General features: G+C 38.2%; 9 protein-coding genes. 4 read left to right on the top strand and 5 right to left on the bottom strand.

The genetic code is table 11. The annotated features are described in order from the left end of the window. Positions 1-369: 369 nt before the first annotated feature. Positions 370-1,023, bottom strand: a complete 654-nt coding sequence (locus KIK00_RS07385; protein WP_255815906.1) for a hypothetical protein — start codon at positions 1,021-1,023, stop codon at positions 370-372. A 468-nt stretch (positions 1,024-1,491) separates the two neighbouring features. After that, on the bottom strand, positions 1,492-1,830 hold the full coding sequence (locus tag KIK00_RS07380; RefSeq protein ID WP_255815905.1) for a hypothetical protein: 339 nt from the start codon (positions 1,828-1,830) through the stop codon (positions 1,492-1,494). 639 nt (positions 1,831-2,469) lie between these two features. Here KIK00_RS07380 and KIK00_RS07375 point away from each other — a divergent pair. The 4 genes from KIK00_RS07375 to KIK00_RS07360 all read left to right on the top strand — a co-directional run bounded on the left by KIK00_RS07375 (position 2,470) and on the right by KIK00_RS07360 (position 10,603). Then, positions 2,470-5,490, top strand: coding sequence for a SusC/RagA family TonB-linked outer membrane protein (locus tag KIK00_RS07375; protein WP_255815904.1), 3,021 nt, complete (start codon positions 2,470-2,472; stop codon positions 5,488-5,490). A gap of 22 nt (positions 5,491-5,512) precedes the next feature. Further along, positions 5,513-6,916, top strand: a complete 1,404-nt coding sequence (locus tag KIK00_RS07370) for a RagB/SusD family nutrient uptake outer membrane protein (protein WP_255815903.1) — start codon at positions 5,513-5,515, stop codon at positions 6,914-6,916. Next, positions 6,906-9,452, top strand: a complete 2,547-nt coding sequence (locus KIK00_RS07365) for a S9 family peptidase (protein WP_255815902.1) — start codon at positions 6,906-6,908, stop codon at positions 9,450-9,452. The genes KIK00_RS07370 and KIK00_RS07365 overlap by 11 nt, the downstream gene beginning before the upstream one ends. A gap of 959 nt (positions 9,453-10,411) precedes the next feature. Further along, on the top strand, positions 10,412-10,603 hold the full coding sequence (locus KIK00_RS07360) for a cold-shock protein (RefSeq protein WP_255815901.1): 192 nt from the start codon (positions 10,412-10,414) through the stop codon (positions 10,601-10,603). Positions 10,604-10,787: 184 nt separating this feature from the next. On the opposite strand, the gene KIK00_RS07355 is transcribed toward KIK00_RS07360, so the two are convergent. The 3 genes from KIK00_RS07355 to KIK00_RS07345 all read right to left on the bottom strand — a co-directional run bounded on the left by KIK00_RS07355 (position 10,788) and on the right by KIK00_RS07345 (position 14,894). Continuing rightward, a complete protein-coding gene (locus KIK00_RS07355; protein WP_255816656.1) occupies positions 10,788-10,919 on the bottom strand; it encodes a hypothetical protein in 132 nt (43 codons plus the stop codon). A gap of 472 nt (positions 10,920-11,391) precedes the next feature. After that, entirely contained in the window at positions 11,392-13,857 is a 2,466-nt protein-coding gene (locus KIK00_RS07350; RefSeq protein ID WP_255815900.1) for a glycoside hydrolase family 3 N-terminal domain-containing protein, read from the bottom strand. A gap of 5 nt (positions 13,858-13,862) precedes the next feature. Continuing rightward, positions 13,863-14,894 carry a nucleoside hydrolase gene (locus KIK00_RS07345; RefSeq protein WP_255815899.1) on the bottom strand — a complete coding sequence of 344 codons (1,032 nt, stop codon included), beginning with the start codon at positions 14,892-14,894 and terminating at the stop codon, positions 13,863-13,865. Positions 14,895-14,902 lie beyond the last annotated feature (8 nt).

The raw sequence follows: 14,902 nt of genomic DNA, 5'->3' as shown, positions 1-14,902 counted from the left end.
CGGTATTTATTATACGAAGGAAATTTTCTTTATTTCATATATGTACAATAAAAACTTTATTGCATTGACAAAATAAATTTTAGCCAGTTAAATTAATCTATAAATCATTAATTTCCATAGGTTTCATATCGTTAAACCAATAGTCTGGATTTTTCATTTTTAATTGAGGTAGTTCATTATTCATGAAATTTTCCTGATTACTTTTACTCGGAAACTTTAGTAGCAATTTAAATGTATCTCGTATTGTCAATGGTGTGGCTCTACCGCGGGAACTTTATTATTATAAATTAGTCATTGGGAAATTTAAAATGGCGAAACTTTCGACTTCTCCGTACCGTTGCTAATAAGCTGTTATTTGATGTAATTTTTCTATAATTTATCGCAGTAAATTTCAATTCCCTTTATCATTTTTGAAATTTCATTTTTCTGATCCTCAAATTCAGAATTTGCTTCTGCCAAAATAGCGAACTCCTTAGCTTTTTCACATTCACCAACTTCGACCAATGTATATACTAGATTATAGTATAAGTTCGTTTTTTCGGCCTTTGAAGGGTTTTTACTTAAACCAATTCTCAATATCTTTTCTGCTTTCTCGTAAAGTTTTTTCTTATTTAATAGTTTTCCATAATTGATGTAACTAATAACATATGAACTATCAATGGAAAGTGATTTCTCATAGTTTTTCTCGGCATCATTAATTTTGCCTTGCATACTTTCAATGTTCGCAATTCCATTTAATACTATTACATTATTTGGCTCTAAAAAATTTGCATCGGTAAAATATGTATAAGCTTCATCATAGTTATTACTTTCTATTGACTTCAATCCATTTTCAAACAAAGATTTAGCTTCCGAATTATTAATTACTATATTTTCATACACAATAGTCGATCTTGAATCTGTTAAAACGTGATTATTATTATTATTATTATTATTATTATTATTATTATTATTATTATTATTTTTCGGCTCTTGACAAGAACTTAAAAAAAAGATCAACAATAGAATAAGATTTGATTTCATGAAATTTTTAATTAAAATAGCAGGTAACGTCAGTCTGTGAAAAAACCTTCGTTTATTATAATCAAAAATAGTTAAATAAATTCAATAATAAGGGAGTAAATCGGTATGGTTAATGATGCAGCATATTATTTGAACTGACCATAATCAGATAGTAAGAAAGTAAACTTATATAAAATTCATGGTGATCTTCCGTAATAATTACAAAGTCGGACTATGATAACTTTTTTAGAAGTAAAAAAGAAGATGATATTTTATGGACAATGATCAAAGAGAAGATTGCTACAAAAAGTATTTTATTAACCCACTCATCATTCGGTGTAACATATTCCATAACGGATTCACCCGCTTTAACTTCTCTATTTCTATACTGTTCAATCCAATAATCTCTAATATTACAGAACAAGTTCTTTAACAATGTTACGAGGGCTATTACAAAGCAATTGGTAAATAAAAAAAGAGTCCTAATTATTACTTAGAACTCTTTTTTTTTATATTTTTTTCAAATTCTGAAATATCATTATCTGTAATTTTAGAGTACTGCTTTCCAAAATCTATCATTGTATATCCCATAGATTCTACAATAAGTATTATAGTTATCATCGTTGACCTTTTCTTTCCACTAAAGGCATTGCTCACAGTAGCTTTACGAATGTCTGCGTAAGAATTTGTAGCAATTTTCTCATAACTGTTAATTATATCAGCAGTATTATTATCAGTAGTTGCTATATAATTTTTATTACGACCTAATAAAAGCCGTAGTGCTATAGCTACTTTTATCATTATAATTCTTTCAACGTCATTATTCATAGACGCAATTACGAGATATTCAATAATTTATTCGGTACGCTTATGCGTACCATTAAAATTTTTACTATATTTGTAAGATAAGTTACAATAAATGTAACTTTGCGATACTTCAAAGAATTATAGAAGCTATTGCTTAGAATCTCATTCTGAAAACTGGTACTTTTTAACACACGAGATAATAAGTAAGCGGCTCACGACCTAGGCGTGGGCTCTCTTATCTGTGTGTAGGGTATACCAGTACCTCAGAATGGATATTGTAGAGTCCCATGCCGTTTTTTATTTATGCTTTCGCTTTATCTCTACATAATAAATCTAAGCCGCTTCCTAAAACATAGTATCAGACTACACGATACAATAGGAATGTACAACCTATTGCGGCTTTAAAAAGCTTACACGGGAAAACAGATTTCATTCATAAAATTCTTTCCGGTGCCCTAAAGGTCACTGCTTACAGAACCTCACCAGTCCTTTTTCATACCAAAGGGCATCAGGAAAGTCTTTATCTAAAAAATGAATCAAAAAACTACTCAACTTAAAATCAGAAGAAAGAAAAAGCCCCTTCCCATGCAGTTTGGACACTTACGGGAAAGAGCGTAGTTCAGTAATTAATCTTTAAAAATTAAAAACCTTTACAAATCTATGAAAAATTCCTATTACAATATAGGAGGCATTTTCTTTGGGCTCATGTTTACCGCTGTAAGCATCGATACAAAAGCCCAAACACGCACCATTTCCGGTACTGTAACCTCATCCGGCAAACCTTTACAGGGAGTTATAATCTCCCAAGAGGGTAGGGATCAGATAACCATGACCGGCAACAACGGAACCTACACAATACAGGTTTCAGCAGAAAATACCGTCCTATTGTTCAGACACCCTGATTATGCAGAAGAAAAGTTTACAGTCACTAATCAGACCATCGTTAATATCAGCTTAGAACAAAAAGTAAAGGGAATCGCAGAAGTTATTCTCAACGCTGGCTACTACAAGGTTAAGGACAAAGAAAGAACCGGTAGTATTGCCAAAGTTTCAGCAAAAGATATCGGAAATCAGCCCGTTTTGAATGTGCTCTCTGCGGCTCAGGGAAGAGTAGCGGGAGTGAATATTGTACAGAACTCTGGAATGCCGGGAGGAGGCTATGATATACAGATAAGAGGAAAGAACAGTCTGAGGGCGTTGGGGAATAATCCGTTGTATGTAGTGGACGGGGTTCCGGTAGGAGGAGAAATGGCTTCCCAGTTTTCAGGAGCGGTACTGCCAGCCAGCAGTATCAACCCGCTTAATAGTATTAATCCTGCGGATATTGAGAGTATTGAGATTCTGAAAGATGCAGATGCTACCTCGATCTATGGATCAAGGGGAGCGAATGGAGTAGTGCTGGTGACCACGAAGAAAGGGAAGAATGGGAAATCAGGAGGATCAGGAGCGGGAATGGAGAACTTAGGGTTAAATGTGGGGACTTCCTATGCGGTAAGTTCTGTGATTAATAACCTTACCATGATGAAGACCGGGGATTATCTAAGGATGCGAAGGCAGGCTTATCAGAATGACGGGATTACTGCCTATCCGGCTAATGCATATGATATCAATGGAGTGTGGGATCAGGGTAGGTATACGGATTGGAGGAAATCACTGATCGGAAATATCGCAGATGCTTTTACCGCGAATGTTTCATTAAACGGAGGGAATGAGAGAACAAGTTTTTTGGTGGGCTATGGGCACAATGAGCAGTCTACTGTGTTTTCAAAAGACTTTAAATATAAGGCGGATAATCTTTCTGCCAATATCAGCCATAGTTCTGAAGATAAACGTTTTCAGCTGAGTGTTTCCAGCAGGTTCTCGCTTCAAAAGAATAATGTCTTGAGTGAGGATATCACCAGACAGGCTTATCTGATGGTGCCCAATGCTCCGGCTTTGTATCTGCCGGATGGGAATCTCAATTGGGAGAACAATACTTTTAACAATCCTGCAGGACTCTATAACAGTTCTTATTCCTATGAGAACAAGCAGTTTTTAACCAATATGAATGTGCAGTATGAACTGCTGAAACATTGGTTTTTGAAGCTCAATGGGGGACTTAACTATCAGTCTTTTGATGAAAGATCCTTAAAGCCCAATACCATGTATAATCCTGCTTCCTATCAGGGGCAGTCCAGTGCGAGTTCACAGTCGTATAAGAGTAATCAGGACCGGTTTTCGTTTATTCTGGAACCTCAGCTCAACTGGCAGATGAAGAAAGGTAAACATGCCTTGGATGTACTGGCAGGGACTACCTTTCAGCGGGAAATAGGCACGCAGGGCTCTATGATCGGAATTGGATTTGAGAGCAATGCTTTTATAGAGAATGTAGGAGCAGCGAGGACCAAGATCATTACCGATCAGATCAGAATGGAGTACCGGTATGCCGCTTTCTTTGGAAGGGTGAATTACCAGTATGCCGGAAGGTATATCTTGAATGTGACCGGAAGACGGGATGGAAGCAGCCGCTTTGGTCCCAGTAATAAGTTTGTGAATTTCGGGGCTGTGGGAGCGACATGGATATTCTCTCAGGAATCTTTCCTGAAAAATAAGAAATGGCTGAGCTTTGGGAAACTTCGTAGCAGCTACGGAACTACCGGAAGTGATAATATAGGAGACTATGGGTATCTGGATACCTATGATCTCTCAGAATACCTGTATAACAATACCGCAGGGCTGAATCCTTCAAGGCTGTATAATCCTAATTACAGCTGGGAGAAGACCACCAAGCTGGAAGCGGCTTTGGAGCTGGGGTTTTTAAAGAACAGAATTAACCTGACTGCGGCGTGGTATAGGAACCGTTCGTCAAGCCAGCTGGTGGGATATCAGCTTCCGTCCATAACAGGGTTTCCAAGTGTACTGGCCAATCTGGATGCCGTAGTGGAGAATTCAGGCTGGGAGCTGGAACTTTCCGCTAAACCTTTTTCAGGAGGAGATTTTCAGTGGGAATCCGGGATCAATATCAGTTTTCCTAAAAACAAGCTGGTTTCTTTTCCGGGGCTGGCAGGTTCTACTTATGCCAATACCTATGTTATAGGACAGCCCATTACATCGGTGAAGGTATACCAGTATGAAGGGATTGATCCTGCAACAGGACTGTATCGGTTCAAAGATTTTAACGGAGATGGGAAGATCTCAGCTCCGGATGACCGGCAGGCCGTGGAGAATATCGGAGTTCGGTATTTTGGGGGATGGAACAATACCCTTCGCTTTAAGAATTGGAACCTGTCATTTCTTTTTCAGTTTGTGAAACAGAGAAACTGGAATTATAACAACATTATGCCTATACCGGGAACGATGAATAACCAGCCTCAGGAAGTAATGGATGTATGGTCCCAAGATAATCCTGGTGGAACCTATATGCCGTATTCCTCGGGGAGTAACGGAATCAAGAATCAGCTTCATGTGTTTTTTATGAACAGTACAGCAGCGGTGTCTGATGCATCATTCATCCGTCTTAAGAATCTGGAGCTGGGATATCAGGTTCCGGTAAAAGGAACTTTTAAAAGTGTGAAGGTCTATTTTCAAGGGCAGAACCTGCTGACTTTTACGAAGTATTTCGGGCCTGATCCTGAGTTCAGGAATATTGGCTATCTGCCGCCTTTAAAAACCTATTCAATGGGGGTTTTGATTACACTATAAAATAAATGCTAAAAAATTAATAATGAAAAATTCTAAAATCAATATAAATCAATGTTGTCAATTGATGAGGTTCTGTAGAAGCAGGGGATTGGTCCTGCTGTTTTGTGTGCTTCTTTTCTCCTGTGAGAAGATGCTCGAAGTGGAAACGCCTTCCAATCAGATCGGAAAGGATAAGGTCTTTGCAGATGTTCAGACCGCTAATGCAGCGCTGGCTGGGTTGTATGCAGGTTTGAGAGATAACTCACCCCTCTCAGGGGAGTCATTGGGAGCTTTCCTTGGAGTCTATACAGATGATCTGGACTCTTATGCCTTAACGGATACCAATGGGGTACTGGCGCTGTATCATAACCAGCAGACCGATACCAATTCTACGGTGTATTCGGTATGGTCTACAGCCTATCAGCATATCTATGCTGCCAATGCTATTATTGAAGGCGTCAGAGCATCGGCGTTGCCGGGTAATGAAAAAAACAGGATAGAAGGGGAAGCCCTTCTGGTGAGAAGTATCCTGCTGTTTTATCTTCAGCAGGTTTTTGGAGCGGTTCCTTATCCGGTAAGTACGGATTATACAGTAAATCAGTCTCTACCAAGGGTAGAATCTATAGAAGTGCTGTCAAGACTGGAAGCGGATCTTGTACGTTGTGGAGAGTTGCTGCCGGATCAGTACAGGGATGCCGAAAGGGTATATCCTAACCGTAAAGGAGCTGAGCTGATGCTGGCCAGAGTGTATATGCTGGAGCAGAAGTGGGCTCAGGCAGAAACTGTCCTGAAAACGATTCTGGGAAGCCCGCTGTATAGTTTTCAGGATGACCTGTCAAAAGTGTTTCAGAAGGATTCAAAACATATAATATGGCAGTTAAAACCTGCAAACCCAGGTGATCCTGTGAAAGAAGCCATGCTGTATTATTTTTCAGGGGCAGCGCCTACGGGATATGCACTATCTGAAAGTCTGATCAGTTCTTTTGAAGCGGGAGACCTGAGAAAACAGCAGTGGACGGTTCCTGTGACCGTAGGAGGAAATACCTGGTACCGAGTGAATAAGTATAAAAATATAACTAGTAATGATACGGAGGATTCCATAGTGTTCCGTCTCGAAGAAGTGTATTTACTGCTCGCTGAAGCACTGGCTCAGCAGAATAAAGTTGGGGAGTCATTGCAGTATATCAATCCGGTGAGGCAGAGAGCAGGACTGACTGCTTTAGCATCGGTTTCAAAAGAAGTGTTGCTGAGTGAAATCCTTTTGGAAAACAGGAGGGAGTTCTTTACCGAAATGGGACACCGTTTCCTGGATTTAAAACGAAATAACAGACTTGTTGATTTGCAGGCGGCAAAACCAAACTGGAAACCCTTTCATAGTCTATGGCCGGTTCCCCAGAAAGATCTGTTGCTTAATCCTAATTTAAAACCTCAGAATAATGGCTATTAACATCAATAAACTGATAATCCTTGTATTGATTCTTATGGGGATGGTCTGTTATGGTCAGGTCGTTAAGGGTTCATTGAAAGATGAAAGTTCTCAGTATTACAACATTGCCGTTAATAAAGTGTCGGATGACAGCAAATGGATAGTAACCACAAAAGTGTACAGGAATAATTATGATACCGCAGTAGTACTTGCTACAGGAAGATCAGGAGTAAAATCACTGGTTGGAACGCTGACCAAGAAATACCAGTACTCTTTTGTAAAAGGCAATCAGCTGCTGGCATTGGGCCAGGGGAAAGCCTTGTTATGGAATCTTGATACAGGAATGCAGAAAGAAGTGAAAACAGGTCGGGAGGGCAGTGATTCAGGAAGTATTATACAGAGCGGGATCATGGAGAAAGGGGATAAGTACTTTTTGCAGACCAGTGACAGTGTTTTGCATATCTATGATGCGAAATCTGCTCTGCTGGAGAAAGTAGAGCGGGTGCAGTATTTTAAGGTGAGCAGTTCAGGATCTGTATTATATATCGTGAAAAAATCAGGCAGGGAGACTCAGCTGGTAAGATATTCCGGTAATAAAGTAGAGAGCGTGTATGTTACGCCTGGCATGATCCGGAGTATGGAAGAAACGCCTTCAGGAAGCTTCCTGATTCTTAAGGAGGAAACAACATATGAAGGAGGTTCAAACAGTTCATTTCAGAAAGTTGTGCTGCTGGATACAAAGAGAGGGGAACTGGTGTTTCCTGATATAGGTAAAGTTAGAAAGGAAGAATACCTGCGTTTTACTGAAATACAAAACGGAAATGCCATCATGATTACAGGAATGATTCATATTCCGGGAGAAAAGGGAACGGTTGATATCTGGTATGGAAATGATGGTAATCTGGAAGCTAAGCAGGAAGGTTCTTTTGTCAAGAGATACTGGATATGGAAAAAGGATGGGAATGAGTTGATGAGAGTTCCTTCTGATCGTTTTTCAACAGTAATAAGCCTGAATAATCCTGATTATTTTTTGATGTTTAACAGGGAGGAATTGCAGAATTATTCAACACTGTTTCCTCTGATTCACGGTTTTCTGTATGATCGTAAAAAGGGTAGGTATGAGGATTTTGGTATTATGCAGGCGGAAGTTTCAGTGTCAGACGGTGGTAGTTATTTTATATATAAAAATAAGGAGGGCTTATGGGGATTGGTAGATAGGGAGACTTCGAGGAGAACAGTGCTGGAGAAGAAGGATTTGACAAAAGCATATTTCAGTCCGGATGGCAGAACGATCTATTTTGAAAGCAGCAATGATCTTTGGAAATATGAAATAAAGAAGGGACAGTTTATCGCACTTAATATCGATCATGAAAATGAAGTAAAGGTGGTGACGAAGGAGGAAACCGATTTATATCCTGAGTCAGGTTATAATTTTAGGAGAAGTATACTGAATATAAATGTGCCGGTACTGCTGGCAGTTACCCGGAAAGGAACGATTGAGAAAACCTTTTTGAAATGGGAGAAAGGCAGGCTTGAAACAATCACGGCTTCTTCAGCTTCGAATATAACATGGTACAAGATGGATGAATCTTTAAATAAAGCAATTTATGTGGAAGAAAGCCTTCATTACCCTCCGAGAATTGCCAGTAAGGAGATAGGAAAGGAAAAAGGGAATATTGTATTTCAGAGTAATGCACACGATAAAACATCAGTATCAATAAGGAGGGATGTGATTAGTTTTAACAATAGGGAAGGAACGGCTCTGAAAGGACTTTTATATTATCCTATCGGATACACTGAGGGGAAAAAATATCCAATGGTCGTGCATATTTATGAAGTGCAGAGCAGGAATCCGAATCAGTATCTATCCCCTCTGAATAATTTTCCGGTAGGGTTTTCGATTAGGAAGCTATTGCAGGAAGGATATTTTGTGTATCTGCCGGATATTGTGAACGGACATTCAGGGGTAGGAAAGTCAGCATTGGACTGTGTGGAAAGCTCACTGGATGCGCTACAGACCCATGCAGGCGTTGATCTTGCGAATATAGGATTGATAGGCCATTCTTTTGGCGGATTCCGCACAGATTTTATAGCAGGGCATTCTAATCGTTTTAAGACTTATATTTCAGGAGCTGGAGCCAGTGATCTGACCAGAATGTATTTTTCTTATAATGAGACCTCGTCTACTCCTTTTTACTGGCAGTTTGAAGAAGGGCAGTACAATATGCATGCTTCTTTCACGGAGAATAAAAAACTGTATGTGGATAATAATCCGATTGAAAATGTACATAAAGTAAATGCTCCCATGCTTTTATGGACCGGAATGGAAGATAAAAGGATCGTGTGGGACCAGACCATGGAATTTTATATCGGGCTGAAAAGGAATAAGAAAGATGTTGTAGCCTTGTTTTATCCGGGAGAAGCCCATGTTTTTACCATAGGCTCAAAAGCAGAGAAAGATCTGGCTTTAAGAATGCAGGATTGGTGGGATTATTTTCTGAAAGGGAAGAGAGACATCCCATGGATTGATAAACAAATGAGTAAGGATGCTGATTAGCATCCTTACTCATTTATTTACTAAAGTTACTCATTCATAATCCGTAAATCTTAATGGAGTAAAATAATATCAATATGTATATGAAAACCTATAAAAAATTAACTTTTGGTCTATTAAAAGAGGGTATAAAAGGTTCTGGTAACATCAAAGGAGAAATCACTTTTTGAAAAAAGATTTTGATATGGTTCTCTTTCATTATAAACCCAAACCTGAAAAAGAGAAATCCACAAGAATGGCTTCTTATTAATAACGTTTACAGTAAGACTTGGTCTTTCTTTTAAATAGATTTTAATCTTTAAAAACTAATAGACCTACAAGTAAAAAACTTTTCTTTATTTCATATAATAATCCCAAAATCCATTGAAAAAATTGATGTCATGGTTTAAATGATGTATCTGAAAAAAATGTTACATCTTAGATAAGACTTTTTTAACCTATTTTTTATTAGCATTGTAAAAAACGGTACAATTTATTTACATATACTTTTTCTGAAAAAATAGAAAAGACTACAGATTTAAATATTCCCCACTTAATAGGTGGTCTTTATGAAATAACAGTTGAAAAATTACTACTTCATCAGCTCCTGAATCACCCTTTTCCCATTTCATTATCAGGATTCAGTTCTATTATTCATCTTCTGTGTTTAATTGACCAATTTTGAATTTTAATAGATGAGTGAGAAATATAATTGCACATGTCAATTATTAAACCTATGTTTGTAAGATAATAAGGCAACTGCATAATATCAGATTTTAATTTAATCTTACATGTAATGTCAGCCGCTCAATTTTGTCATTAATATTTTAGGTGTTCTACCTTTTAAGAAGTTCGATTTTCACTCTTAAATTCTATTCATCCAATTTTTTTTCTCAAAAATTATTATCGTTTTGATTTACATCAGGACACAAGGATAATTGATCCTTTAAAACAGAATACAATAATTTTTTAATACATATACAATGCAACAAGGAACAGTAAAATTCTTTAACGATACCAAAGGATTTGGTTTTATTACTCCATCAACAGGTGGGCAAGATGTTTTCGTACATACTTCAGGTTTAATAGATAACATTCGTGAAAACGATGTTGTAACATTCGATTTACAAAATGGGAACAAAGGTGTTAATGCAGTTAACGTTAAAATAGCGTAACTTCAATTAATAACTATATACGTTATTGAGAGAGTAAATAATTCATTTACTCTCTTTTTTATTTTGAACTTCTCAGTACATAATTATTTCTGACTCAAATACATTAAGTAATCCTGACTCTGATCCAGCTACAATACATTAATTTTCATTTGAAATATCCCTAGCCCTGCTGAACCCAATTCTACTACCGGATCAAATGTAATCTGTGATCCGGATTGTCTATTCTGCTAATAATCCTATAATGGGTCCAACTCAATTCGGTACGCATTGCGTTCCAAATTGGAAAAGAGCTAAAGAAAACCCTCATATAATTCAGATTTTTTTCATTGAAACCTTTGCCGAACTCAAGAGATAACTGGTTTGCTAAGTTTTTAAGTCATTCCTCGACTCGATGGAAAACCTTGTAAACCTCTACCAAAAGGGCGATTTACTAACAAAGAGAACGATTGGGTGTTTGATATTTCCCCAAAAGTCGTATTTGACGGAAAAAGTTTTCAAACACCTAAAATGAATATTGTTTCTTAGTGTATGTATCAGTATAACAATGAATTAGAAAACAAAAAAAACCGACATCGAAGAGTAAAATCTTCAAATGTCGGTCTTGTGACTTTAACGAGCGTATCTTCAAATACTTTTATAGATGATTTGATTCGCTTGAGTCAAATTAAACAGGAATTATAGAGCTCATCTTTGTCAATTAAAAAATTAAACATTGTCGCTATTTTCCGAAAATTATTTAACCTTAGGTCGGGTAATCAAATTGTACGATCCAATAGTAGCTGGCTATTTTATTTTTTAGGTTTCAGATCTTCAAACTTTTGATCCGATGGAAGGATATGCTGCACTTTTTCAACCACCAGTTCTTTCGGAACAGAAAATTCTGCCGTCTGTTTGATGTCCAAAGAAGATGCACCGACTGACACTTTGTAATTTCCGGCTTCTGCAATCCAGGCAGATTTTGCGGTTTCAAATGAAGCCAAATCTTTCGGGTCCAATGTCAAAGTAACCCTTTGTGATTCTCCCGGTTTAAGTTCTCTGGTTTTCGTGTATGCTTTAAGCTCGGATTTTGGTTTGTCAACATTTTTTCCGGGAGCAGACAGATACAGTTCAACCACTTCCTTTCCTGCAATTTTTCCTGTATTTTTTACTTCAACAGTTACTTCCAATTTATTATTAAAAATCTTGGAAGTGGTTTTAATATCTGAATAAGCAAAATCCGTATAAGATTTTCCATACCCGAATTCATACGAAGGTTTTACACCAAACGTACTGAAATAACGGTAACCTACATATACACCTTCCTGATACGTAACATCTTTCGGATTGTCTGCGGGAACTCCCGGGAAGTTCTCAGCTGAAGCGTGGTCTGTATAATTCACAGGGAAAGTCATCGTCAGTTTTCCTGATGGATTCACCTTTCCAGAAATAACATCCGCAACAGAATGTCCGCCTTCCTGTCCCGGTTGCCAAGCCAAAAGAATGGCATCCACTTTATCTTTCCAGGAAGCGGTTTCAATAACACCACCTATATTCAGAATCACGACAACTTTTTTCCCCTTTGCATGGAAGGCTTTGGAGATTTTATCCAGCATTTCGATTTCTTCAGCGGCTAAATTGAAATCATCATTCACCACTCTGTCACCACCTTCTCCTGAGTTTCTTCCCAACGTCACAAAAGCGATTTCAGAAGTTTCCGCTTTTTTAGCATAGAATGCATCATCCAGTTTTATTTCGGGAAGTCTTTCAGGAAGTGCTAAAATTCCTCTTGCTTTCCTTCTTTCTTTTTCGGCAGTGACTTCTTTTTCAGCAAAGGGCTTATATAAATCAACCAATTCTTTGTCTAATTTATAACCGGCCGTATTCAATCCTTCCAATAAAGAAACTGTGTGCTTGTTGTTCACACTTCCGCTTCCTGTTCCGCCTGTAATCCACGCATAAGAAGTCACTCCGAATAATGAAACTTCTTTCTGCTTGCCTGCAAAAGGTAAAGTATTTTGTTCATTTTTAAGCAAAACCATACCTTCTGTTGCTGCGTTTCTTGTTACTTCTGCATGTTCAACTAAGTTGGGTTTATCATTGTATTCATATTGCGCAAAAGTGGGCGTTTTGAAGACATATTCCAGGATTCTTCTCACGTTGAGGTCGGCCACCTGCTGAGATAATATCCCTGAATTTAAAGCTTCCAGCAACACTTTTTTCTGTGTGGGAATTCCCGGCATCAAAAGGTCGTTACCTGCATTCATCTGTTTTACAACATCGGAAATGCCTCCGTTTCTAATGGATTCAAATCCGGGGAAACCACCGAACCAGTCGGTCATCACAATTCCTTTAAAGCCCCATTCGTTTCTCAAAACCTGAGTCAGTAAATCTTTTGAATCTGATGTATAAATACCATTCACTTTATTGTAAGAAGACATTACCGTCCAGGGCTGAGATTCTTTAACGGCGATTTCAAAATTTCTCAGATACAATTCCCGCATTGCTCTTTCTGAAACGTGAGCGTTGATGGTCAAACGGTTCGTTTCCTCATTATTCGCAGCAAAATGTTTGATGGATGTTCCTACACCTTGAGACTGGATTCCGTTCACGATAGAGGCGGCTGTTTTTCCGGAAACTAAAGGGTCTTCCGAATAATATTCGAAATTTCTTCCGTTCAAGGGGTTTCGCTGGATATTCAGGGCTGGTGCTAAAAGTACGTCCACACCGTATTCTTTCACTTCATTTCCCATTGCTTTTCCAACCTGCTCCAAAAGTGTTTTATTCCAGGTTGAAGCTAAAGCAGTCCCCACAGGAAATGCCGTTGCATAATACGTTCTGGAATCATTTTCCCTGGTCGGGGCAATTCTCAAACCTGCAGGTCCATCTGCCACAATGGTAGCGGGAATTCCGAATCTGTCGAAATTAGCTGTTCCACCTGCTGCACCGGGAACCAAACCTTGCTTTGAGTCTCCGACAGGTCCTGTCAGAACTTCAATTCCGGGCATTCCTGTTCCAATCAGAAGGTTTACTTTTTCTTCGTTGGTCATTTGTTTGATGATGGCGTCAATTCTTTTGTCCACCGAAAGCCTTGTGTCTTCCCAAATATCTAATTTTCCGTTTTTGTTGGAATCTTTAAATGTTTTTCCGTCAACTGTTACGGTTAGATTGTTATTTTGAGCTTTTGCATAAGGTGATGCTGCGAATAAAGCCAGGAATAAACCTGAATATTTTGCTTTCTGAGAAAGTCTGATCAATGTAGATACATTCTTCTTCATAATTTTTATCTTTTAGTATTGAACATTTTAATTTTTGTATAGAAATCTGCGAACATCATTCGTGTATCAAGTTGCGTGTACACTCTGATGTTTCTTCCTTTAGGATTGTATTCGTAAAGTCCGTTATCATTAATTTTTGGAGCATTTTTGACGACATACGAACTTGAAGACGAATCAGCTTCAAACGAAGACTGTAAAGCTGTAAATAACACCAACGGACTGTCCCCCATAATATAAGTTTCACCAATTAACAGATTGAATTTCTGCGTTCTTTCCATTAAATCTTCGATTTTCTTGGTAAGATAAGCTCCTGTTTTTCCTTCAGGCTTCACTTTGGTCACAAGTTCTCCATATGACATCAAAGCTTGTCGGTAAGCATTCCTCGGAATCTGCCAGATATTAAGATTTGATTCGTTAAAAACAACCTGTGCTGCTCTGATGTCGATTCCGAGATTGTATTCCAAAGGCGTGTAACCGGGAGGAGGGGTTGCTAAATCAGGATATTCCGGACCGCCAATCCAAACGACAATAATTTTGTCAGCGATTTTTGGTTCCATTAAATAGGCACTTGCCACTTCCGTCAAACCTGCGCCACAAACCACAAACAAAGGATTTTTCTCATCCGCTTTCATTGCTTCTGCAACAATTGCTTTTGCACCTTCGGAAATGTTTGGCGTTTTCAAGTCTTTCAGCTGATCATTTGAACCTTGGAAAACTGAAAATCTGTTTTTCAAATTCATTACTTCCAACGTTTCGTTGACTTTCTTCACTGCATTTTCAGCAGTAACTTTTGATGAATCAAACGGATCCCCCGGTTTTAAATGGGAACCGATAATTCCTTTGATTTCTGTGGAAGGTGAAAGAATCTGATGAACGAGCTGAAACAAGCCATCCGGGTCGCCACTGAAATCATTGTCGACGATGACTCTGTATCTAGGCTTTACAAATTTGTCCATTCCCGGAAGTGCGGAAGTCGTCTGAGCAAACAATGACACTCCTGCAAATACGGATAATACACTTACCAATATTGTTTTCATCAATGATT

Origin of the sequence: Chryseobacterium sp. MA9 (assembly GCF_024399315.1) — a bacterium.
Lineage (GTDB): Bacteria > Bacteroidota > Bacteroidia > Flavobacteriales > Weeksellaceae > Chryseobacterium.
The sequence above is the reverse complement of the archived record's forward strand: the minus strand, read 5'-3'. Positions and strand labels throughout refer to the sequence as shown.